Here is a 22,341-nt window from a genome sequence, read left to right as displayed (position 1 = left end):
TCAGTGACCCGGCTGCCCCTAGATGTCACGATCCGGTACTCGAACATCCCGAGGAACACCCGCTCCATCGGAACGTCCATAACTACGGATTAGGCTGCCCCCATGGGAAAGAAGCGCTCGGGCGGTGGTCTGTCACCAACTCAGCAGGCCGCGAAGTTCCTAGGTGTCAGCGTGCTCGCGGGAGCCGTGCTGGCAGGTATCGCCCTGCCCGCGGCCGGTGCGCTCGGCCTCGCGGCGAAGGGCTCGGTGGAGGAGTTCGACGAGATCCCGTCCAACTTGGAGCAGCCGCCGCTGAGTCAGCGCACCACGATCCTCGACAGCGAGGGCGGCTCCATCGCCACGGTCTACTCGCGTGACCGCACGGTGGTCCCCCTCAAGGAGATCTCGCCGTACATGCAGAAGGCGATCGTCGCGATCGAGGACTCGCGCTTCTACGAGCACGGCGCGATCGACGCGAAGGGCATCCTTCGCGCGCTGAACCAGAACGCGCAGAGCGGCGGCGTCTCCCAGGGCGCCTCCACCCTCACGCAGCAGTACGTGAAGAACGTCTTCGTGGAAGAGGCGGGCAACGACCCGACGAAGGTCGCCGAGGCCACCCAGCAGACCCTCGGGCGCAAGATCCGCGAGCTGAAGTACGCGATCCAGGTCGAGGACAAGCTGGGCAAGAAGCGCATCCTCAGCAACTACCTGAACATCACCTACTTCGGGCAGCAGGCGTACGGAGTCGAGGCCGCGGCCCAGCGCTACTTCTCCAAGCCCGCCAAGGATCTGCAGGTCCAGGAGGCCGCGCTGCTCGCCGGCATCGTGCAGTCCCCCAGCCGGTACGACCCCGTGAACGACTCCGAGGAAGCCACCAAGCGCCGCAACACCGTGCTGCAGCGGATGGCGGAGACGCACGACATCACGCGGGCGGAGGCGGCGGAGGCGAAGGCGAAGCCGCTGGGCCTCAAGGTGAGCAGGCCCAAGAACGGCTGCATCACGGCGGTCAGCGGCGCCGGGTTCTTCTGTGACTACGTACGCGAGGTCTTCCTCTCCGACCCGGTCTTCGGCAAGACCCAGAAGGACCGGGCCAAGGTCTGGAACCAGGGCGGCCTGCGGATCAAGACGACCCTCGACCCGAAGGCCCAGCAGTCCGTGCAGGCCTCGATAAAGGATCACGTCAACCAGAAGGACGACGTGGCGACGGCCGCCACCATCGTCGAGCCGGGCACCGGCAAGATCCTGGGCATGGGCCAGTCGCGGCCCTACGGCATCAATCTCAAGGACAACGAGACCTCGATGAACCTGTCCGTGGACCACGCCATGGGCGGCGGCGCGGGCTACCAGCCGGGCTCGACCTTCAAGCCGATCGTGGCAGCGGCCGCCCTGGAGGGCGGGATGCCCGCCACGAAGAGCTACGACTCTCCGTACGAGATGCCGTACCCCAGCAGCGTCGCGGCGTGTGACGGCAAGAAGTGGCTGAACTCGGGGGGCGCGAAGCTCACCAACGAGAACGAGGCCGAGGTCGGCCCGTACGACATGCGGGAAGCGACCGCGAAGTCGGTCAACACCTACTACGTGGAGATGATCGGCGACATCGGCATCTGCCCGGTGACGCAGATGGCCGAGAAGATGGGCGTCGAGCGGGCCGACGGCAGGAAGATCGATCAGGCGCCGTCGATCGCGCTCGGCACCCAGGAGATGTCGCCGCTGACGATGGCGGGCGCGTACGCGACGTTCGCCGCGCGCGGTAAGTACTGCTCGCCCGTCGCGATCGAGTCGATCGCCGCGCCGGGCGGCAAGACGCTGCCGGTGCCGAAGTCGACGTGCTCGCGCGCGATGTCGACGAAGACGGCGGACACGATCAACACCCTCCTGAAGGGTGTGGTCGAGGACGGAACCGGCAAGCAGGCCGGCCTCGGCTCCCGTGCGAGCGCGGGCAAGACGGGTACGACCGACTTCCGCTACGCCGCCTGGTTCGTGGGCTACACCCCGAACATGTCGGGCGCGGTCTGGGTCGGCGACCCGGAGCACAAGCGGCGGATGGTCAACATCACCATCGGCGGACGACCGTACGGCAAGGTCTTCGGTGGTGAGGTCCCCGGTCCGATCTGGCGGGACGCGATGAGCGGGGCGCTCGAGGGCGAGCCGGCGCCGGGCTTCAACACCGTCCACATCCCGGGCGGCGACAAGGACAAGGACAAGCCCCACGAGGACAACAAGCCGCCGAGCGACGGCAACGGTGGTGGCGGCGGCGGAGACGGCGGCAACAACGGGGGTGGCGGCGGGGGCGGCGATCCCTGGCCGGACATCTCCCTGCCGCCGGACGTCATCGGTGGCGGCGGGAACGGCGGCGGAGGGAACGGCAATGGGGGCGGGATCGGTGGCTGGGGGCGCTAGCCGGGCGCTCTTGCCTCGACGGGTTCTCTGAGTTGTGTGAATGAGGGCGCCTCCCGACTTCGGGGGCGCCCTCATTCATGTGTGAGCCGCGTTGAGCTTCGTACGAGCGGCGTATGAGCTACGTACGAGCGTGACGGTTGGCGGCTGGTGGCCGGCGGCTGGCGGCTGGCGCTCTACCGCTGGCGGCTGTCTGCGCGTCGTCCGGTGGCTCGTCAGCCTGCGAGGAGCTTCTTGACGACGGCGGCGACGCGGCCGCCCTCGGCCAGGCCCGCGACCTTCGGGTTCACGATCTTCATGACCTGGCCCATGGCGCGCGGCCCCTCGGCACCGGCGGCCCTGGCCTCCTCGACGGCCTGGGCGACGATCGCCTGGAGCTCGTCCTCGGAGAGCTGCTTCGGCAGGTACTCGGCGAGGACCTCGCCCTCCGCCTTCTCCTTGGCGGCCTGCTCGGCGCGACCGCCCTGGGCGAAGGCCTCCGCGGCCTCGCGGCGCTTCTTGGCCTCGCGGGCGATCACCTTCTGCACCTCGTCGTCGGAGAGTTCGCGGGCCGTCTTGCCCGAGACCTCCTCCTTCGTGATGGCGGTGAGGGTCAGCCGGAGCGTGGAGGAGCGCAGCTCGTCACGCCCCCTGATCGCGGCGGTGAGGTCTTCCTGCAGCTTCGACTTGAGCGTGGTCATGCGGTGATTGTCGCAGGTGCGTACGGCCCGACGCCCGCCGATTTACGGGGCCTTCGGGTCTGACACGATGGGTGGATGCGCGCGCAATACGCAGTACCTCTGGGAATCGCGGCGACGGCCGCCGCCGGTCTGGCCTACTCGGTGGGCTTCGAAGCCCGCTTCTTCCGACTGCGACGGATCACGGTGCCGGTCCTGCCGCCCGGGATGCGACCGCTCAGAGTTCTCCAGGTGTCGGACATCCACATGGTGTCGGGGCAGCGCAAGAAGCAGCGCTGGCTGCGTTCGCTCGCGGGTCTACGCCCTGACTTCGTGATCAACACCGGGGACAACCTCTCCGACCCGGAGGGCGTGCCGGAGACGCTGGACGCGCTCGGCCCGCTGATGCAGTTCCCCGGGGCGTACGTCTTCGGCTCGAACGACTACTACGGCCCCAAGCCGCGCAACCCCGTCCGCTACCTGGTCGAGAAGTCGCAGGGCAAGCACGGCCTGAACGGCAACGCACCCGCCGTCGGCGTGATCCACAACCCGTGGGAGGACCTGCGCGACGGCTTCGACGCCGCGGGCTGGGTGAACCTGACGAACACGCGGGGTGCCCTGAAGATCGAGGGCTACGAGATCGGGCTCACCGGCCTGGACGACCCGCACATCAAACGCGACCGGTACGCGCGCGTGGCGGGCGGTCCGGACACGGGCGCCGACTTCTCGATGGGCATCGTGCACGCTCCGTACCTGCGCGCGCTCGACGCCTTCGCGGCCGACGGCTACCCCCTGATCCTCGCGGGCCACACGCATGGCGGCCAGGTGTGCATCCCCTTCTACGGGGCGCTGGTCACCAACTGCGACCTGGACACGGAGCGCGTGAAGGGCCTCTCGCAGCACGAGGCGGAGGGCCGGACGTCGTACATGCACGTCTCCGCGGGCTGCGGCGCAAACCGCTACACCCCGATGCGCTTCGCCTGCCCTCCGGAGGCGACACTGCTGACGTTGGTGGCGGGGGGCTGAGGGCGGGGCCGGGGGCCCGCAGTGGAGGTGACTGCAGGGTGCGGTGGCCGAGGCCCGCGGTGGGCGTCAGGCGCCTGGCCCTGACGGCGCGCGCGTGAGCGGAACGGTGCTTAGCGTGGGGGCATGATCACGCGGACAACGTCGTCGTACGCCCCGACCGACATAGCGATGCCCGGAGTGTGCCGCCCCGGGACCGCGGCCTTCCGGACGCTGATCGCCCTGGCCGCGGTCACCGGCATCGTCATCGATCTGGCCATCGGCAGCCCTCTGCGCGTGCTCAGCTACTTCACCATCCAGAGCAATGTCCTGGTGGCGGTGGTCTTCGGGCTCGGCGCACGCCGCGCGTGGCAGGGCCGGCGCGAGCTGCCCCCGGTGGTGACCGGCGGCACGCTTCTCTTCATCTCGATCACGGGCCTCGTCTACCACTTCATCCTCGCCAACGGCTCCAGCGGCTTCGCCATGACGGACGACACCGGTGCGCTCTCCGGCTGGCACTCCCTCGCCAATCACCTTCTGCACACCGTGACCCCGATCGGCGCGCTCCTCGACTGGCTCCTGCTGACACCGCCCCTCGCCCTGAGCTCCACCTCGGGCGGCTGCCTCCGCTGGCGCCACGCGGCGCTGTGGCTGCTCTACCCGCTCGCCTACCTGGGCTTCGCCCTGATCCGCGGGGCGCTCATGGACCCCGGCTCGCCGGCGCGCTACCCCTACCCGTTCCTGGACGTCGACGCCCACGGCTACGCGGGAGTCCTTCGCAACGCCGTCATCCTCGGCCTGGCCTTCTACGCGCTGGCCCTGCTCCTGGTGGCCCTGGACCGACTCCGCCCGGGCCCACGCCGCCGCGGGTCCGGAACCCGGGCCCGCGAAAACCGGATTTCGTCTCCGGGCGCCGGTCCGCTAAAGTAATCGATGTCGCCACGGCCAGCAGCAATGCGGGCAGGTGGAGCAACGACATCGGGGTGTAGCGCAGCTTGGCAGCGCGCTTCGTTCGGGACGAAGAGGTCGTGGGTTCAAATCCCGCCACCCCGACAGAGAAACGCCAGGTCAGGCCCGGTGCTGAGAGATCAGCACCGGGCCTGATTTGCTTTGCGGGGCCATTTTGGGAGCCATTTGGGAGCCGACCTCGGAAAGCGGCTCCCCGGTGGCTCCCCCGCCGCGGTGAACCAGCTGCCCGCGGACGGCTTCGACATCCGCGACGAGGACGTGGCCCGCCTCTCCCCGTTCGTGCGGCAGCACATCAACATGCACGGCCGCTACTCGTTCCAGCTCCCCGACCTGACGCGCGGCCTGCGCCCTTGCGCGACAAGGATTCCACCGACGACGAATAAGCCGGACGGCCAGAGGGGGGCCTCCGGATGGAGGCACCCCCCTCTGGTTCCTGTTCGATCATTTTCCGGCCACGTATGCCTGAAGGATCTGAGCTGCGGTCTCCCACGCGGTGCGACCGGCGACAAGCTTCCCGGTCTCCGTGTCGATCAGGTTGCCGGCGAAGGGGGTGTCCGCCGTGGTGATGTCCTTGACCTTCTTCGTGCGACTGAAGCTGAAGCTGTCCATGGCCTTGACGGCCTCTGAGACAGCCAGTCCGTCCTTCTGGAGGAGGTAGACGGCCATCGCCACGGCGTAAAGGACCCCGGCCGACAGGAGGTAAGTGTCCTGGCGCAGCTCGTATGCCTTCACACTGTCGTCGATGACGTCCGCGAAGAGGGTGAGTTCGCCCAGCGCGGTCCAGAAGTCGACCAGTTCCTGACGTGCCTTCTCGGGGTCGGCGTCGGGTCCTTCGAACCGGCCGTTGACGGCCCTGTCCATCGTGGCAGGGGACCGGTAGCCGTTGCCGACGAGGAGCAGTCCGGAGACGTAGCGCACGGTCTTGAAGCTGAACAGCTTGGCGGACAGCTTCCCCGGGTTGTCCTTCTGGTACTCGACGCGGTCGACCAGGACGGGGACGCTGTCGAACAGGTTGTTGAGTTCGCGGTTGATGGGCTGGCGGCGGTCCATCGACTGGCCGAGGGACTGGGTGGGGGCCTTGACGTTGCGCTGGAGGTCGGCGAAGTCCTGGGCACGTCGGCGGGTGTCGTCCTCGATGACGATGATCAGGGGTTGGCCGGACTCACGGAGCCGCTCGATGACCGGGTCTCCGTCCTCGTCGCGGTTCTGGACGATGTGCTCGTAGGCGCCGATCCGGTGCTGCCCGTCGCCGATGTCGAACAGGGCGCCGATGTCGACGGCCAGAGTGCCGATGGAAGCGGCGTCCTTGTCGGTGGAGACCCCGTCGATCGGCGTCGGCTTGAACTCGGCCTCGCGCTGGGTGAGGTAGAGGACGGCCGCACCGAGGACGAAGTGCTCTTCCTCTTCGAGGTACTTCACGATGCCCTGCAGGTGCGCCTTGTCGCGCGGCCGGTTGCCGTGCTGCGTGGCCTTCACCGGGTCCCAGGCTTCGGGCTTGCGGACCATGCGAACCAGGTCGGTGGGCGACATCGCGGTGACGAGCATCTGCCGGCCGCCCTGCTTGTAGCGAATCGCGGGGATGTGGATCTTAGGCATCTGGGCCCCTCCGGGAGCTTAGGAATCCGAACACCCACCATAGCTACGCCGAATTATCGTGTCAACGGTGAGTTGATTTTGGCGTAGCTTCGCTAAAGATTTGCGTATCCGCACCTTCGTGTGGCGTAGTGGAGAGTGGTGGATGAGAGCAGGGCGACCGCTGGACAGGGCGTCCCGGATCTAACGCGCAGGAGGCGTGACGGCATGACCAAGGACAAGGGCGACAGCACCACCATCGCGGCGCGGTGCCGTGCGGAGGGCGGGTTGATGGAGGTGAACCTGGGGGACCTCAGGGAGGAGCTCGGATACAAGAAGCTGGGCAAGTGGGTGCTCGTCGAGGTGGCGGAGGCGCTGGGCAGGGACAAGCTGGGCTACTTCCCGGAGGGCATGCTCGACCCGCAGCACAACACCGTTCCTCGCCAGGCGCAGACGGTCTGGATCTACGAGAACGACGGCGGCCTCCGTGCCCAGGTCATCAGCGCTGTTCTGCACCCGGATCAGCGCGACGTTCGGGCGGCGCTGGACGCCCTGGCGGACCACGGCGAAGTGCTGACGCCGGAGCAGAAGCTCGATCGCATCCGCGACTTGGTCGGCTCGTAGGGGAATGAAGCCGGGATCCCCGCCAGGGCGGCCGCTCAGGCAGGGGTCACGGCTTCATAGCCTTGCCTGGTGCCGTTCAGCGCCTGCTGTTTCCGGGGGCGAGCAGACTGGTGACCTCGGCGATCGTCACGGGGGAAGGGTGGAAGTTGCGGCGGACGTTCTCCGGCTTCTTGTGCCGGGACTTCGCCATCAACATGAGCAGGCTTGCCCGGCCTCAAGGGCGCTGGACAGTCCGTGATGCGGATCCCACCCTGGCCCGCGCCAGCGCCTGGCCTGACGGTCAGACAGCGCGCAGTCGAGGGGCGTCAGGCTGCTCCGGCTCGACCTCCGCAACAACCGTGAGGGGAACGAGGGTCTCGGCGTCGGTGGTCTCCTCCGCCCGGCGGCGCAGCTTCGACTTAAGGCTGATCAACCCGCTCTTGACGTGCGGCGCGACAACGACCCCCAGCGCGAAGCACGTGCCGGCGATCGCCAGGGCCGTCTTGGTGCCGTCGAACAGCACGGCGTGCGTGACGAGCGTGTTGTCGTCATCCCGCGCCAACGGGCTCTTTCCGCCCGGAGTACTCGACTGCGAGAAGCGCGTGTCGGAGGGACGCCTCGTCAGCATCAGTTCCCAGATCCAGTCACCCCGGTTGAACTCCATGACGGAACTGTAAAGGCGACCAGGCACACCGCGGCCCGAAATGCCATGTTCCCCACTTTGGTCAGCGGACGGGGACCCGAGGACCTTGACACCCTTTCAGTCGAGGTCCTCGGGTCCCCAAGGAATGGCCTGCCGGCCGCCATAGCGTCAAGCGATCTGTGCCTGTTGGGTACCGTAGTGTCCCCGGGTCTACTCCTGAACGAGGTCGTATACAGCCCGTTGAGGGTCGGTTTTGACGATGAGCCCGTCCGCGCACAGGTCGCGCATGATCTGCCGGACCCGTTTTTCCGCTGCCTGTTGGTCTTCCCACGTGTGACCGTGGTCGCCGAGAACCTTGATGGCACGCTGCGGGTCCCAGGTGCCGCCGAGGGCGCGAATCGCCTGGGCGAGGACATGTCGGTCGGGATGGTCCTTCTTGCGGTGGTTGGCGATGCTGGCAGGGGCGCCGCTGTAGTTGCAGTCGGCGCACTTCTCCCACGAGCAGTCCGGATCGGTGACGGCGGCGTGGCGGACGGAATGGTGCGAGCCGAAGCCGTGGGCGTGGAGCAGTTGAGCGACGGATCCCTCGTACTTGAGGGCCATGAGAGCTGCTTCGGCGATCTTGTCGTGACCGGCGGCGAAGAACTTGCCCAGGCCGACGTCCTTCCCGCAGCCGCACCAGCACTTGCCGGTCGGGATGAGGCGAGGCTTCTCATTGCTTGGCATAAATCCAAGGTACCAACCCTTGGGTTTAAGTCAAGGAGTAAATCCAAGGATCCAATTCAAGGGTTGCATCGACGTAAGCAGGCGTACAACCGCAACCGACTTCATGCACAGCAGGGTCAGCGGCGCGCGTCGCCGGGGGCGAGCAGACTGGTCAGCTCAGAGATCGCCTCAGGGGACGGCTTGAAGTAGCGGCGGACGTTCTCCGGCTTCTTGTGCCGGGACTTCGCCATCAGCATCAGCAGGGAGGCGCCCTGCTCCCCGAGGTGGGTGAGGGCGGAATGGCGGTACTCGTGCAGGTCCCATCCTGTCCCCGGCCCGCGCACGGCGGTGTGCTCATCGAGCAGGGCGCGGGCCTGTCCGTAGGAGAGGCGGGCCTGTCCGTAGGAGAGGCGGGCCAACCCGGTGTCCGGGCACACGTCGCGCGGGCTGACCGCCTTCCCCGGACCTGGACGGCGATGGGTGACGAACACCGGGCCACGGGTGCGGCCCCGCAGCAGGCGAGGCAGGAGCCGGGCGGTGCCGGCGTCCCAGTAGACGGTCTCCAGCACGAAGTCCTCGCGCGCCTGTCCACGGCGGCGGGCCTTGCTGCGGCACCCTTGGCCTTGACCAGGCAGCGGCGGACAGCGAGGTCCAGGTCCTCGACGTTCACTCCGAGGATCTCCTCGGACCGCCCGGCGGTCTCGTAGAGCATCCGCCACAGCGTCTTCTCCCGCAGGTGGACCTCGCGCCGGGTGATGAGCCGGTCCAGGGCCATCTTCGAGCGGGCCGGGGTCTCGGAGTCCGGCACTGCCAGCCGCTTCGTCCAAGCCGGGACCGCCGGGGCGTCATGCCCGTACGACTCGCACCAGCCCAGCCACGACAGCACCGCCGCCCGGCGGGCGTTCCAGGTGTTGACCGCCGCAGTGCCCCACAGCAGTTCCAGGGCCTCGCCGATCTCGTCGTCCGCGACCGACCCGAGCGGGCATTCCGGGCTGGTCACCTGGCAGCCTCTGCCGAAGGCTCTCACGTGTGGCCGTGCCGCCAAACGACAACGCTGACACAAGCTGCCGGAGCTGGCCAAAACCGTTCCATAGCCTTCCCCGGACTCTGCTGATGGTGAGGATTAGCCGGACGGGTCGCGCGTTTCCGGCGGTTGGTCAAGTTGTTGTTCTCGGCGTCGTTGTTCCACCTGGAGGGTTTCGACCTTGGCGGTGAGGAGCGCAAGGTTGGCCGCAGGGTCGGTGCCGTCGTAGGGCGGCAGACCGAGGTGGAAAGCGTTGGCGTGCTCTTCGATCGAATCCGCGGTCTGCTGCAAGTTGAAGCTGCGTTCGCGGAACTTGTAGTACCCGGTGATGCCTGCGCAGATGGCGACCAGCATGGTCAATCCAATGATGACCGACTTGAGCGGCTGGCTGGTGTCACTGAAGGACTGCGCCCCAGCGTTGGCGATCGAACCGATGATGATCAGGAGCTGGAAGAAGTTGTGCCGCCGACGGTAGCGGTGGCTCTCTTTACGGAGCTGATCCAGTTCCTCGGGCACGGACTCGCTGTAGGCGAACTGCCTGTTGCGGATGGGGATGTCGAGCGGGGTCGCGTCAATGAGCCGGTTCTCGATTGCGATTTCGAGATCCAGCTCCAGCTCCTCGCGATTCAGCCGATCCCCAGAGGTTCCAGGCCGCGGGCCCTCGTGTCTGATCGTTTCTATCCACGAGGACGCAATGAACCCAACAACAAATACGGCGGCCAAGAGAACGAGCACCGTGTTGATGGGTGCCATGTTGAAGCGCCGCCACGTCAGCGCTGTAGGAACCTGGGCGTCCCTGACCAAAACCGGCCTGCGGCCCTATGAGGCCCACATACGCGGCCTGCGTGGCACGCCCGCACGCTTCCGCCAGGCGAACGCGATGCGGCTGCCCTACCGCGACGCGAGCGTCGACGCCGTGGTCACCGACCCTCCGTACTACGACATGATCGAGTACGCGGACGCCTCCGACCTCATGTACGTCTGGCTCAAACGCGTCCTGTTCGACATCGAACCGGACCTCTTCGGGCCCAAGGCAATCCGTACGAGTGACGGCCTGCAGAACAAGGACGACGAAATCATCGTCCGCCGGGTTCATGAGCCCGGACGGGTGCGGCACGACAAGGACTTCTACGAAACGTCGCTGTCCGCCGCCTTTATGGAGAGCCGCAGGATACTGCGCCCTGACGGGCACCTGGTCGTCGTCTTCGGCCACTCCGACCCCGATGCCTGGAAGCGCCTGCTCGCGGCGCTCCACGATGCCGGGTTCGTGGTCACCAGCTCATGGCCGAGTCGGACCGAATCAGCCAACACCAAGGTGGCCTCGGTCAAGGTCACCATCACCATCGGCTGCCGCGTTGCCCCCACCGGCCGGGAGACTGCCACCGCCGCGCAGGTCGACAGGGAGATCGCCGACGCGATACGGCCGCAAGTGCGCAACTGGACACAGGACGGCCTGGCCCTGGCCGACCAGATGATGGCCGCGTACGGACCTGCCATGGAGGTCTACGGTCGGTACTCCACGGTCATCCAGCCAGACGGCGAGTCAGCCCCGCTGGAGCGGTATCTGACCTTGGCCCGCCGCTGCGTCCGCGAGGCAACCGCACTGCGACTGGACCGCATCCCCATCGAGACCTTCGACGCGATCACCCGCTTCGCCGTGTTCTGGATGAGGGGGTGCACGGGCGCACCGTTGTTGCCAAGGGAGAGGCCATCTTCCTAGCGCAGGTCGACGGACTGCGACTGGAGAACGTCCGTGGGGACCTTCTCGCGGAATCCGGCAAGGGTTTTCGCTTGATCCTTGACCCGCCGACGTCGATAGGACCCGGCAGCGCCGAGTTCGACGTTGCCCGTGCTCTCGCTGGCGCCTACATCTCCGGTGGTACCGAAGCGGCCTCCGTGGTGCTCGCCCAGTGGGAGCGCCCCGTCGATGACGAGCATCTTTGGGCGGTCATTGGAGACCTGGCAGCCCAACTGCCCCCCAGCGACTCCATCGCGAAGGCGCTAGTAGCCCTGCAGCGCAACGCCGGAACCATCAAGAACATCGCCCGCGGCCTGGCAGGAACACTTGCCCCGAGTGAAACCGACCAACGTCTGACCTTGTTCGACGCTGAGGACGCCCGATGACCACTACGTATCCCCACTGGGCCGAAGTACTCACCCTGCGGCCCGAGATCACAGATGCGAACGGCCAAATCGCCGACCTTCAGATGTCTCTGTACAGCGCCGTCTACACCGACCGCAACGTGCCATACACCGATCCCGTGTACTACGCGGAGATCACCGAGCCGACTCCCAGGCTTGTCCAGTTCATGAGCACCGTCGCCCGAAGGCTCGGCACTCGGACCCGCGGTGGAAAAGCCCTCTTTCACCTAGACCAGGGGATGGGTGGCGGCAAGAGCCACGCCTGGTCGGTCTATACCATCTGGCCAACAGCCCCCAGGCTTTTCTGGCGACCGAACTGGGCCAGCGAGTACAAGACGAAGCCGAGCAAAACGGGGCGCACTTAGACCTGGACGGCGCCCGGGTAGTGGTCCTGTCCGCAGACAACATGACCCCAGGGGCGACGAGCCCGGAATTTGGCCCGGCAACGACCTTGTATGAGCGGTTCCTGTGGGCCCTGTTCCATGGCGACCGGGACCGATACGCCCAGCACCTCGCCGAGGGATCGAACAAGGCGGCGTTGGCCCGAGCCCTGGAGGCAGTTCAGGGACCGGTGCTGATCCTGCTCGACGAGTTGATGCAGTACGCCCTCGACCTCGCGGACAAGAAGCACATCGCCACGATGCCTGGCGAGAAGGTCTTCCTGGACTGTCTGATGGACGCCGTCGACGAGGTCCCCCGGGTGGCCTTCGTCATTGTGATGATCCGCTCCGACCGCGATGATCGCGGCTACCCGGTGGAAGCCGAAAGCCTTCGTACCTTCGTGACGAGCGGCATAGAGCGCAATGGAATTGGTGACTCCGTCACCGAGCCGCAGGACTTCTCGGCGATCATCCGCCGTCGTCTCTTCCAGCCTGTCGACACAACGCCCGTCAGCGCACTTGCCGCTGCCTGGGCAGAGCATGCGGGACGGGCCTGGACCGAGGAGGTGTTCCAGCGGCTCGGCGCACGGCACGGCCTCGGTGGCCTGACTGAACGCCTCGCTGCCAGCTATCCGTTCTCTCCCGACGTCATGGCATTGGTCCGCGACGACTGGTCGCGCCATGCCGGCTTCCAGCGAGTGCGTTCCACCGTGGAAATATTCTCCGCCACCGCCTACTACTGGGCTCGCGAGCACGAGGCCGGCCGATGGACGCCTGAGCTCATCGGGATAGGCGACATTCCTCTTCACAACGCCATAGAGAACGTCCTCTCCTCAGGTCTCCTACACGGCAACGAACGTGTCATCCAAGGATTCCGGCAGGTAGCCGCAACCGACATCACGACCAAGGACGGCACCCGCGGCCGTGCCCGCGCCCTCGATAACGTCCTGGCTGAGCGAGGCATCGACACCGGACAGCCCTTTACGAGTCTGCGGATGGCCACCGCCCTGTTCTGCTACTCACTGGTGCCGCGAGACCAGGCGAAGCGAGGAGCCACCAAGCCGGAGCTCCTCGCAAGCGTCTACAGCCCAGGCGTCGAGTTCAACTCTGCCGAAGAGGTCTTCAACCTCCTCATCAGCGACGACGAAGGGCTCGGCGCCCTGGAGGTGACCGATACCACCTCCGGACGCGGCACCGCGCGGTTCCACCTGGCCATCGCCCAGACCCTGCGAATGTTCTACAAACAGGCCAAGAGCTCCGTTTCCGCATCCGACCGCGACGCCTACCTGTGGGAACGGGCCAAGACGATCGCCCGCAGCAACCAGGGCCCTTTCGACCAGGTCATACCCGTCGCGAACACTCCCGGTGCACCTCTGTCCCAAGTGTTCAGCGACGTCGACCAGAACAGCAAGACCCGGCTGGTCGTTCTTGATCCGAGCCGCTGGACCCTGCATAACGGCCGGGACACCCCCACCCGAGCCGAAGTCTCAGCGCTCCTCGGCGAGGGTGATAATTCCCTGCCTGTCGACAACGGCGCTTCCTGCGTTGTGGCGTGCGTCAACACTCAGCGGCGCGACACCGTCCGCAAGCGTGTCATCGAAGTACTGGCCTGGCGTTCGGTCATCTCGCAACTCGACCAAGATGATGACAAGCGTCCCGAAGCCCAGGCCGAACTGCGCTCCGCCGCCCAGCGTGTGGACGATGACTTACAGAAGGCATTCCAGCACTTCGCCTACCTCACCCGCACCGACCAGACTGAAGTCGACTGGCAGCGATTCGACGACGACGGCAAGACCGCTCTCAAGGGCGGACACGTCTGGGACGCCTTGGTCAACCACAGCCGCGCCGTACACCCTGGCCGCCTTTCCGGCGCCTACCTGAAGACCCTGCTGTCCAAAATCGCCCGCGACTTGACGCTGAAAGAGATAGGTCAGCAGTTCTACAAGAACCCGGCGTTCCCCCTTGTCCCCTCCATTGACGACATCCGACGAGCCGTACACCAGACCTTGACCGGACCTGATTCCTTGCAGGTCATCGACGGTGAGGGTGCACCCCAACACATTGCCTCCCCCGATGAGCTGTCCATCGGCTCCTTGGAACTTCGGCTGCGCCGAGCGCCAGCGCCGACGACGGACGGCTCCCCGCAGCCATCACAGGTCACAGCGTGTTCCGGCTCGGCATCGAGTAGCGGCTCGACTCCCAGCCGCGCCAGCGGCCCTCCGAACCGCCCTACGAGCCCACCCGCCCATTCGGGACCAGTTGTCAGCACGCCCGCCGACTACCATCGCTACCGGCTCGATATCCCGAATCGGAGCATGGCATCCACAGATGCGCGCCGCACCGTCGCTAACCTCCTCCAGGAGGTGCTCGACCTGGTCGATCCGGAGATCGGCGGGGACATCCAACTGCTCGACCTCCAGCTGACGCTTACGGCCGCTCCAGCAGCTGTGGATAAGGTCGAAGCGACCGCTGCCGCGGCGAACGCCGACTGGGAAGAGGAGGCCCTGGACTTCTGAGAGGGCGTCCACGGACATGACTGCGATGTCGATGCTGGGAGCCATCTGGGAGCCAACCCGCTCCCCAACCCCCTTCGAGACCACCCGAGACCACAACAGCCCGACGCTGTGACCAGGGCAATCGGCATCGGCGCTGGCAAGATCAGCAACCGATCCTCATTCGGGACGAAGAGGTCGTGGGTTCAAATCCCGCCACCCCGACAGCTGAAACACCAGGTGAGGCGCCTACCGGATTCGGTAGGCGCCTCACCTGTTTCTGCGTGGGTGTCCGTCTGAGTCGCTTGCGGCCTAGGCGGCTGCGGGCCAGTGACACCGTGAGAGCCCCTGACCGGTATTGCCGGTCAGGGGCTCTCGACCGTCGTGGTCAGTTCTGCGAGCTGGTGCGGCCGCGTACCGCGTGGATTCCGGTGATGGCTGCGGCCATCCAGAAGCAGGCGCCGGACACCGCGATCCGGGCCGGTGCGTGGAGGAGCAGAGCCGGAACGCACACCGCGGCGAAGACGACGACGCCGCAGGCTATCGACGTGGTGTCACGCCAGGCCGGTGTCGTGGGTCTGCCCACGAAGAACAGGATCCCGATGGACAGGAGCACCATCAGGGCTCCGCTGTAGATGAGCCACGTGCTGCTCAAAGCCAATCTCCGCTCGCGTTACTGGTGTTGCTGGTGACACAGGTGTTGCTGGTGGCGCGCTCGTGTTGCTACTTGCAGTTTCCGCCGGAGTATTGGTCAGGGATGAAGATTCCAGCCGCGAACTTGATCTTGATGCACTTCTTGGCGTTCTTCGCCTTCAGTGCCGTCGTGGTGATGACCGCGGCGTGCGCGCCCCAGTAGATGTTCAGACCCGGCGGGAGGAAACCCGAGACCACGCCGGACAGAGCGCCGTTGGCGGCGATCGCCTTGGTTTCTGCGCCACGCCATCTTCGGGTCGGCGACCGCCGGGAACGCGGTCTCCCCGCCGGTCTCAATGGTTTGGATGAGATCCGTACCGTCCAGCTTGTAACTGGTGGGAACGCTCCTGCCGTTCGCGTCCTCGGCCCACGGCGCGTCGATCGTGGCTACCGGGGCATGGAAAGCCGCCCTGGCCGTCGGAAACGGTGGGTCTCAGAAGCTTTGTCGTCCCGCATCGGGGTAAATCACTGTGCCCGCGCCGGCCGAACGAAGAGCCGTTGTCGTCGGCCGCGTACAGGGCGCCATTCGTCTCTCCGGTGCGGTGACCGCCTTGGCCGGCGTCCCCGGAGCCGCCGTCGGCCGACGCGGCCACCACCCCTCATGCCGCCGCTGTAGTGGAATCGGCGACGGGGACGGCTGATATCGCCGTGTGTGCTGGTCTGCACGCGCCGTACTCCTTTGAGCGTGCTTTTCAGGCATTGCTCGCAACCCGGCCCCGTAGGGGGTTAGGGGTGCCAGTCACTGGGCCCACGGCAGAGTGCGTGTGCCCTCGGTGCCTGGTACGGAGGCGACTCCGTCCGCGCGCATGGCGACGTGCGCCTCTGTCGCCTGCGGGGCGTGTATCTGCCTGGGCACGTCCGGCGGGAGGACGAAGGTCTGGCCCGCCGCGATCCTTTCGGTGCGGCCGTCGCACGTGACGTCCAGGACGCCGTCGGTCACCGTCCAGACCTGCTCGCGGTTGATGGCGTGCTCCGGGCCGGTCTGCCCCGCCGTCATTGCGACGGTCCACGTGCTGAGCTCCGTACTGCCCCGGCTGGGCGCGGCCAGACCCGTCATGCGGGCGTTCGGGGATTCCGTGACGTTCTTGTCGGTCGGGGTGATCACGAGCATGGCGGGCTCTTCCGTTTCCGACTCCGGCTTCAATTCAGATTCCCTTTTCGGCTCCGGCTCGGTCTCCTCTGCCTGCGCCGCCCACTCGACGAACTGGACCACGACGCCGTTCGGGTCGGTCAGTTGGAACAGGCGCTCGCCCCAGGGCTCCTCGCGCAGCGGCATGGTGATCGGGGCGCCGGCCTCGCGCAGGCGTCGTTCCACGGCCTCGATGCCGGTGACGGTGAGCGCGAAGATCAGGCCCGTGGCCCGCTGGTCTCGCTGCTCGGGCGGGAGGACCTCGCTGCCGCGGCGGAGCAGCACGATGTCGGCGGCTCCGTCGCCGCGGGTCAAGGACGCGAAGCCGTCGGCGGCCATGGCGACCTGGTAGCCGAGGTGGGCGTGGAAGAACTCACGCGAGGCGTCCACGTCGGCGACGGTGAGGGAGAGGGTGGAAGCGGTGACGTTCAGGGCAACTCCTGGCAGGTCGGGTGTTGGTGGGGCGAGGTGTTGGCGTGGGGCGTTGTGGTGTGACGGGTTCGAGCGGGCACTGCGGGCGGTCCGCCCGCCCGGACCCTTGGGGTAATTTTACTACGGACATAACTTTAGGCACGGGGGCGCAGTCAGTCAAGGGTAATTTTGCTATCGGTGTAAGATTTCCTCATGACCGCCACCGAGATGGGGCTCCGCGAGTCCAAGAAGCAGGAGACCAGGCAGCTGATCTCCGACTGCGCCACCAAGCTCTTCATCGAGCAGGGCTTCGAGCAGACCACCATCGCCGAGATCGCCGCCGCGGCCCGCGTGGCCAAGAAGACGGTGACCAACTACTTCCCCCGCAAGGAGGACCTGGCCCTCGACCACCACGAGGCGTTCACCGAGGGCCTGGCCCGGACCGTTGCCGAGCGCGAGCCCGGCGAAGCGCCGCTCGCAGCCCTCGGGCGGACGTTCCGCGCCGCTCTCCTCGCGCACAGCCCCGTCGTCGGCTTCACCGGCCCCGCGTTCGCCCGTATGGTCGCCGACAGCCCCACCCTCACCGCCCGCCTGCGTGAACTGCACGACCTGCGCGAGGATTCGCTGGCCGTGGCGCTGGCCGCCGCTTCCCCGGGCGCCGACCCGGACACCGCCCCGAACGACGCCCCGTCCATCGCGCACCGGGCCGACGCAGCCCTGATCGCGGCGGCGGACCGGCTCCTGTTCCGGCGCATCCAGGAACTCACCCTGGCCGGTCGCCCCAACGACGAGATCGAGGCCGCGCTGCTCCCTGAAGCCGATCACCTCCGCGCCCTCCTCGCCGCCGCACTCGGCGTTCGCGGGACGGACGGACAGGAGCTCGCCGCACCCGTACCGGGCACCTTCACGCAGCCGTGACTTCAAGTGGCCCCCACACGCCCCGTTCCGCTAGTCGTTCCGTGGTGTCACCATGCGGAGTCCAGGGGTGTCGAGGGGTGTCGAGGGGTCCCTCGGCGGGGGCGGGCGGAGGTACGAATGGCTGAGGTGTTCTTGCGGCGGCTGACCCGGTGGCAGGCGGAGCAGCAGCGGGAAGCGGTCGCCGACGTCTATGTCGAGGCCTACAAAGGAGACGCCGGAGCCGAGTACCGGGACCGGCAGGAGTTCCTGCGCACGTTCGAGAACATCGTGCAGCGGCCCGACTTCGACATGGTCGTCGCCGACGCGGCGGGCCTGGTCGGCTGCCTCTACGGCTACCGTGCCACGCGCACCGGCGACTGGTGGGAGGGGTTCCGCGGCGTGCTCCCCCCGGAGATCGAGGAACGCACGGCATCGGGCCGGGTCTTCGTCCTGACGGAGCTGATGGTGGTGCCCGCCTACCGGCGCCTTGGCATCTCGGAGCGCCTGCGCACCCTGCTGCTCGTACGGCACACCACGGATCTGGTCGTCGCGGTCATCAAGCGGGACGACGACCTGGGGCGTGAGGTCCTGCGCTCGTGGGGCTGGACGAAGCTCGGGGAGTTCGATCCGGCGGGCCCGGGTTCGACGGCCCCGCCCCGCCGCGGGGAGAGCGAGGCGGCGAAGCCCGACGGGCTCGTGCGGGAGGGGTGGATGCGGCCGATGGGCGCGCTGTCCTGAGCTGCCTCGGCGGCCGGGGCACGACGTCTGCTGGGGCAGGACGTCTGCTGCGGCAGGACGTCTGCCGCGGCAGGACGTCTGCGGGGGCCCCGCTCAGGTCCTGGCCTTGCGGTCCTTGCTCGCCCTCAGGGAGTACATGAGGGGGATGCGGGGGCGCGTTGCCGGGAACTGGTAGGCGCCGTCGCGGAGTTCGAGGGTGCCGAAGCGTTCGAAGAGCGTGATGTCGTGCTCGTGGAGGAACTCGATCCGCAGGCCGGCCGCCGCCAGGGCCGAGACGACCTCGCCCACCGGGTGCTGCCACTCCACGGTGCGGTTGTGGACCGTGGGGGTGGTGTTGTCCGCGTAACCGCCGGGGGTCTCCTCGATCCAGGCGTCGCGGGCGAAGTAGTCGTACTCGATCCGTGAGCCGGTGGCGTCGTCCAGGATGTCCGCGAGCGGATGGAACTCCGAGAGGTAGAGGAAGCCGCCGGGCGCGACGAGCGCGGCCGCGGTCTCGGCCCACCGCTGGATGTCGGGGAGCCAGCACAGGGCGCCCACTCCGGTGTAGACGATGTCGTACGAGGAGTCCGGCACCGCGTCCGCCGCGTCGTACACGTCGGCGGCGACGAAGGACGCCTGGTCGGCGCTGAGGCCGAGCTCGGCGGCGAGGTCGCGGGCCGCGTCCACGGCGGGCTCGGAGAAGTCCAGGCCGACCACGCGGGAAGCTCCGTGCCGGGCCCAGGACAGGGTGTCGAGGCCGAGGTGGCACTGGAGGTGGAGCAGGGACCGCCCGGTGACGTCACCGACCTCGGCCAGCTCGAAGGCGCGCAGCGGGTCCTTGCCCGCGCGGAAGGCCTCGAGGTCGTAGTAGTCGCTGGCGAGGTGGAGAGGGACACGCTCGTCCCAGCGTTTTCGGTTGGCCTCGCGCCAGTCGGACGGGGTCGGTGAGTACATTCCAGAAAGTTATCCACAGGCTGGGGACCCTCGCCAGCGGATTGTCGGCGCGTACGTGCACTATGGGGTCCATGAGCGACTTGGGTGCGGGTGCAGGGAAGACGACGCCGACTGCTGCGGGCGGGGACGCGGATGCGCCGATGCCGGACTGGGAGAAGCGGTTCCGTGCGCCGCGGGTCTCCCTGCCGGACTGGGCGGAGGACGCCCCTGACCGCTCTTTGTTCGTGTCGAACGCGACGGGGACGTACGAGCTGTACGCGTGGGACCGCGCGTCCGGCGAGCAGCGCCAGGTGACGGACCGGCCGAACGGCACGACGGACGGGGTGCTCACGCCGGACGGCGAGTGGATCTGGTGGTTCAACGACACGGACGGCGACGAATTCGGCGTGTGGATGCGCCAGCCGTTCACGGGCGGCGGCACCGACGAACCCGCGGTGCCGGGACTCGAACCGTCGTATCCGGCGGGCCTCGTCCTCGCGCGGGACGGACGGATGTCCGTCGTCGGCCGCTCGACGGACGACGAGGGCTCGACGATCCACGTCGTACGGTCCCCCGGCGCGGACCCCGTCGAGATCTACCGCCATCGCGAGTCCGCGGGCGTCGGCGACCTCTCCCACGACGGTTCGCTGATCGCCGTCGAGCACACGGAGCACGGCGACGCGATGCACTCCACCCTCCGGGTGATCAGGCCGGACGGCTCCACGGTCGCCGAGCTCGACGACACCGAGGGCGGCACGGTCGAGCTGGGCCTGGAAGTCCTCGGCTTCGCGCCGGTCGACGGGGACACGCGGCTCCTCGTCGGGCATCAGCGGCGCGGCCGCTGGGAGCCGATGGTGTGGGACGTCGCGACGGGCGAGGAGACGGACCTGGCGCTCGACCTGCCGGGTGACGTGAGCGCCGAGTGGTATCCGGACGGCTCCGCTCTGCTCATCGCGCACAGCTTCGAGGCACGCAGCGAGCTGTTCCGGTACGGATTCGCCTCGGGTGACCTCGTCAGGGTCGAGACGCCCGCGGGGTCGGTGTCGGGGGCGACGGCACGGCCGGACGGCAGCGTGGAGTACCTGTGGTCGTCGGCCGCCGAGCCGCCGGTGGTGCGCTCGACGTCGGGCGGCGTCGTGCTCGACCCGCCCGGCATGAAGGCCCCGGCGTCCGTGCCGGTGGAGGACGTGTGGGTGGAAGGCCCCGGCGGCCGGGTGCACGCCCTCGTGCAGAAGCCCGCCGACGCGACCGGCCCCCTCCCCACGGTCTTCGAGATCCACGGCGGCCCGACGTGGCACGACAGCGACGCGTTCGCGGCGGGCCCCGCGGCCTGGGTGGACCACGGGTACGCGGTGGTGCGCGTGAACTACCGCGGCTCGACCGGGTACGGCAGGGAGTGGACGGACGCCCTCAAGCACCGGGTCGGCCTGATCGAACTGGAGGACATCGCGGCGGTGCGGGAGTGGGCCGTGACGTCGGGCCTGGCGGACCCGGACCGCATCGTCCTGGCCGGCGGCTCCTGGGGCGGGTACCTCACGCTGCTCGGCGTCGGCACGCAGCCCGACTCCTGGGCGGTGGGCCTGGCCGCGGTCCCCGTCGCGGACTACGTGACGGCGTACCACGACGAGATGGAGGCCCTGAAGGCGATGGACCGCACGCTTCTCGGCGGTACGCCGGAGGAGGTCCCGGAGCGCTTCGAGGCCTCGTCCCCGCTGACGTACGTGGACGCGGTGAAGGCCCCGGTCTACATCTCCGCGGGCGTGAACGACCCGCGCTGCCCGATCCGGCAGGTCGAGAACTACGTGGACCGGCTCAAGGCGCGGGACGCGGTCCACGAGGTGTACCGCTATGACGCGGGGCACGGCTCGCTCGTCGTGGACGAGCGGATCAAGCAGGTGCGGTTGGAACTGGACTTCACCGAGCGGCACCTCCGCTAGCCGGGGGTATCGGCGGTCGGGCCAGGGCGGCGCTGGGCTCGGCGCTCGTCTTGGCGCTCGGCTCGATCGAGGGCTCGGCAGGGACGGTGGTCGCGGGACAGCGGTCGCGGGCAGTGGATTGGGGAACCCCGCGGCCTCTCCCCGGCGGACGCCCCGTACCGTGGGGGTGTGTACCGGTTCCTGCTGACGCCCCGCTGGTGGGGGATCAACGTCTTCGTACTGCTGGCCATCCCCGTCTGCGTCTTCATGGGGTCATGGCAGTTGGGGCGGTTCGAGGACCGCGTCGAGGCGCATGACGCCGCGCAGCAGCAGGCGGACCGGCAGGCGTCGCCGACCCGGGCCGAGAAGAAGCCCCGGCCGCTGGACTCGATGCTCCCCGTGGACCAGGAGACGTCCGGGGAACAGGTGTCGGCCACGGGCCGGTACGGCAGGCAACTGCTGGTGCCGGGCCGGGAGTTGGACGACAAGTCGGGGTACTACGTCCTGACTCTGCTGCGTACCGGAAGCGGCAAGGACCTGCCCGTCGTACGCGGCTGGCTCCCCGGCCGGGCGAGCACGGCGAAGGCTCCCGCGGCGCCCTCCGGCGAGGTCACCGTGACGGGCGCGCTCCAGGCCTCCGAGAGCCCTGGTTCGAACGGGGTCAGCGCGGCCGGAGGGCTGCCGGACGGGCAGCTGGGCGCCATCAGCGCGGCCTCCCTGGTGAACGTGGTCCAGGGCGATGTGTACGACGCCTGGGTCACCCTGGCGAAGGGTGACTCCGGGATGAAGACGGTGCCCGCGGCCGCGCCGGAGAACTCCGGGCTCGACCTCAAGGCCTTCCAGAACCTCGGTTACACCGGCGAGTGGTTCGTGTTCGCGGGGTTCGTCGTCTTCATGTGGTTCCGGCTGTTCCGACGGGAGCGGGAGTTCGCGCGGGACGCCGAGCTGGGGCTTCTTCCGGAGGAGCCGGCCACCGCCACTGGTGACGGAACGGCTGACGCAGCTGCCGGGGTCCGCGCGGGCTGACCCCCGTCCTCCCCCTCCCACTCACACACCCGCACGCACGACGGCCGGGCCGGAA

21 protein-coding genes, 1 tRNA gene and 2 pseudogenes are annotated in these 22,341 nt (G+C 68.0%); 14 read left to right on the top strand and 10 right to left on the bottom strand.

Translation table 11 applies throughout. The features are described 5' to 3' along the window. Nucleotides 1–102: 102 nt before the first annotated feature. Nucleotides 103–2,379, top strand: a complete 2,277-nt coding sequence (locus ACWGIH_RS34545) for a transglycosylase domain-containing protein (RefSeq protein ID WP_453452376.1) — start codon at nucleotides 103–105, stop codon at nucleotides 2,377–2,379. A 212-nt stretch (nucleotides 2,380–2,591) separates the two neighbouring features. Here the strand turns inward: ACWGIH_RS34545 and ACWGIH_RS34540 are convergent, their stop codons facing one another. Beyond that, nucleotides 2,592–3,056, bottom strand: a complete 465-nt coding sequence (locus tag ACWGIH_RS34540; protein ID WP_363310242.1) for a GatB/YqeY domain-containing protein — start codon at nucleotides 3,054–3,056, stop codon at nucleotides 2,592–2,594. A 75-nt stretch (nucleotides 3,057–3,131) separates the two neighbouring features. On the opposite strand from ACWGIH_RS34540, the gene ACWGIH_RS34535 reads away from it, so the two are divergent. From ACWGIH_RS34535 to ACWGIH_RS34520, 4 genes and pseudogenes are all read left to right on the top strand, one after another. After that, nucleotides 3,132–4,058, top strand: a complete 927-nt coding sequence (locus ACWGIH_RS34535; RefSeq protein ID WP_453452375.1) for a metallophosphoesterase — start codon at nucleotides 3,132–3,134, stop codon at nucleotides 4,056–4,058. 123 nt (nucleotides 4,059–4,181) lie between these two features. Beyond that, nucleotides 4,182–4,964 carry a Pr6Pr family membrane protein gene (locus tag ACWGIH_RS34530; RefSeq protein WP_453452374.1) on the top strand — a complete coding sequence of 261 codons (783 nt, stop codon included), beginning with the start codon at nucleotides 4,182–4,184 and terminating at the stop codon, nucleotides 4,962–4,964. Between the two features lie 49 nt (nucleotides 4,965–5,013). After that, nucleotides 5,014–5,087: transfer RNA gene (locus ACWGIH_RS34525), tRNA-Pro, on the top strand. Nucleotides 5,088–5,210: 123 nt separating this feature from the next. Then, nucleotides 5,211–5,386 (top strand): annotated as a pseudogene (locus tag ACWGIH_RS34520) (Tn3 family transposase); the annotation flags it as partial. A 58-nt stretch (nucleotides 5,387–5,444) separates the two neighbouring features. On the opposite strand, the gene ACWGIH_RS34515 reads toward ACWGIH_RS34520, so the two are convergent. Next, nucleotides 5,445–6,599 carry a DNA sulfur modification protein DndB gene (locus tag ACWGIH_RS34515; protein ID WP_453452373.1) on the bottom strand — a complete coding sequence of 385 codons (1,155 nt, stop codon included), beginning with the start codon at nucleotides 6,597–6,599 and terminating at the stop codon, nucleotides 5,445–5,447. A 204-nt stretch (nucleotides 6,600–6,803) separates the two neighbouring features. Here ACWGIH_RS34515 and ACWGIH_RS34510 point away from each other — a divergent pair, with 204 nt between their 5' ends. After that, a complete protein-coding gene (locus tag ACWGIH_RS34510) occupies nucleotides 6,804–7,199 on the top strand; it encodes a hypothetical protein (protein ID WP_453452372.1) in 396 nt (131 codons plus the stop codon). Nucleotides 7,200–7,479: 280 nt separating this feature from the next. Here ACWGIH_RS34510 and ACWGIH_RS34505 read toward each other — a convergent pair whose 3' ends face one another. The 4 genes and pseudogenes from ACWGIH_RS34505 to ACWGIH_RS34490 all read right to left on the bottom strand — a co-directional run bounded on the left by ACWGIH_RS34505 (nucleotide 7,480) and on the right by ACWGIH_RS34490 (nucleotide 10,303). Continuing rightward, nucleotides 7,480–7,842, bottom strand: coding sequence for a hypothetical protein (locus ACWGIH_RS34505; protein ID WP_453452371.1), 363 nt, complete (start codon nucleotides 7,840–7,842; stop codon nucleotides 7,480–7,482). 189 nt (nucleotides 7,843–8,031) lie between these two features. Continuing rightward, nucleotides 8,032–8,547, bottom strand: a complete 516-nt coding sequence (locus tag ACWGIH_RS34500; RefSeq protein ID WP_453452370.1) for a hypothetical protein — start codon at nucleotides 8,545–8,547, stop codon at nucleotides 8,032–8,034. A gap of 116 nt (nucleotides 8,548–8,663) precedes the next feature. Beyond that, nucleotides 8,664–9,514: pseudogene (locus ACWGIH_RS34495) on the bottom strand (tyrosine-type recombinase/integrase); the annotation flags it as partial. Nucleotides 9,515–9,649: 135 nt separating this feature from the next. Then, nucleotides 9,650–10,303, bottom strand: a complete 654-nt coding sequence (locus tag ACWGIH_RS34490; protein ID WP_453452369.1) for a DUF4231 domain-containing protein — start codon at nucleotides 10,301–10,303, stop codon at nucleotides 9,650–9,652. Here ACWGIH_RS34490 and ACWGIH_RS34485 point away from each other — a divergent pair. The 4 genes from ACWGIH_RS34485 to ACWGIH_RS34470 are packed head-to-tail and all read left to right on the top strand — an operon-like array spanning nucleotide 10,302 to nucleotide 14,588. After that, a complete protein-coding gene (locus tag ACWGIH_RS34485) occupies nucleotides 10,302–11,270 on the top strand; it encodes a hypothetical protein (RefSeq protein WP_453452368.1) in 969 nt (322 codons plus the stop codon). The two genes, ACWGIH_RS34490 and ACWGIH_RS34485, sit on opposite strands and share 2 nt — an antisense overlap. Next, nucleotides 11,225–11,674, top strand: a complete 450-nt coding sequence (locus tag ACWGIH_RS34480) for a hypothetical protein (protein ID WP_453452367.1) — start codon at nucleotides 11,225–11,227, stop codon at nucleotides 11,672–11,674. The genes ACWGIH_RS34485 and ACWGIH_RS34480 overlap by 46 nt, the downstream gene beginning before the upstream one ends. Then, entirely contained in the window at nucleotides 11,671–12,057 is a 387-nt protein-coding gene (locus ACWGIH_RS34475; RefSeq protein ID WP_453452366.1) for a hypothetical protein, read from the top strand. Before ACWGIH_RS34480 ends, ACWGIH_RS34475 begins: the two co-directional genes overlap by 4 nt. A 20-nt stretch (nucleotides 12,058–12,077) precedes the next feature. After that, nucleotides 12,078–14,588, top strand: a complete 2,511-nt coding sequence (locus ACWGIH_RS34470) for a DUF499 domain-containing protein (protein WP_453452365.1) — start codon at nucleotides 12,078–12,080, stop codon at nucleotides 14,586–14,588. A gap of 364 nt (nucleotides 14,589–14,952) precedes the next feature. On the opposite strand, the gene ACWGIH_RS34465 is transcribed toward ACWGIH_RS34470, so the two are convergent. The 3 genes from ACWGIH_RS34465 to ACWGIH_RS34455 all read right to left on the bottom strand — a co-directional run bounded on the left by ACWGIH_RS34465 (nucleotide 14,953) and on the right by ACWGIH_RS34455 (nucleotide 16,818). Then, nucleotides 14,953–15,219: a hypothetical protein gene (locus ACWGIH_RS34465; protein ID WP_453452364.1), complete on the bottom strand. Its 267-nt coding sequence runs from the start codon at nucleotides 15,217–15,219 to the stop codon at nucleotides 14,953–14,955. A 68-nt stretch (nucleotides 15,220–15,287) separates the two neighbouring features. After that, entirely contained in the window at nucleotides 15,288–15,455 is a 168-nt protein-coding gene (locus ACWGIH_RS34460; protein ID WP_453452363.1) for a hypothetical protein, read from the bottom strand. 541 nt (nucleotides 15,456–15,996) lie between these two features. Next, nucleotides 15,997–16,818: a VOC family protein gene (locus ACWGIH_RS34455; protein WP_453452379.1), complete on the bottom strand. Its 822-nt coding sequence runs from the start codon at nucleotides 16,816–16,818 to the stop codon at nucleotides 15,997–15,999. Between the two features lie 207 nt (nucleotides 16,819–17,025). On the opposite strand from ACWGIH_RS34455, the gene ACWGIH_RS34450 reads away from it, so the two are divergent. Beyond that, nucleotides 17,026–17,715, top strand: coding sequence for a TetR/AcrR family transcriptional regulator (locus ACWGIH_RS34450; protein ID WP_453452378.1), 690 nt, complete (start codon nucleotides 17,026–17,028; stop codon nucleotides 17,713–17,715). A gap of 117 nt (nucleotides 17,716–17,832) precedes the next feature. Continuing rightward, the gene (locus tag ACWGIH_RS34445) at nucleotides 17,833–18,432 is read left to right on the top strand and encodes a GNAT family N-acetyltransferase (protein WP_453452362.1); all 600 of its coding nucleotides are present in this window, start codon (nucleotides 17,833–17,835) and stop codon (nucleotides 18,430–18,432) included. A 93-nt stretch (nucleotides 18,433–18,525) separates the two neighbouring features. Here the strand turns inward: ACWGIH_RS34445 and ACWGIH_RS34440 are convergent, their stop codons facing one another. Beyond that, on the bottom strand, nucleotides 18,526–19,365 hold the full coding sequence (locus ACWGIH_RS34440; protein ID WP_453452361.1) for a class I SAM-dependent methyltransferase: 840 nt from the start codon (nucleotides 19,363–19,365) through the stop codon (nucleotides 18,526–18,528). Between the two features lie 140 nt (nucleotides 19,366–19,505). Between ACWGIH_RS34440 and ACWGIH_RS34435 the strand changes: the two genes are divergently transcribed. Beyond that, nucleotides 19,506–21,281 carry a S9 family peptidase gene (locus ACWGIH_RS34435; protein ID WP_453452377.1) on the top strand — a complete coding sequence of 592 codons (1,776 nt, stop codon included), beginning with the start codon at nucleotides 19,506–19,508 and terminating at the stop codon, nucleotides 21,279–21,281. A gap of 168 nt (nucleotides 21,282–21,449) precedes the next feature. Next, a complete protein-coding gene (locus ACWGIH_RS34430; RefSeq protein ID WP_453452360.1) occupies nucleotides 21,450–22,286 on the top strand; it encodes an SURF1 family protein in 837 nt (278 codons plus the stop codon). Nucleotides 22,287–22,341: the final 55 nt, after the last annotated feature.

The organism is Streptomyces sp. NPDC054872 (genome assembly GCF_053610705.1).
This window is presented reverse-complemented; position numbering and strand designations above follow the sequence as displayed.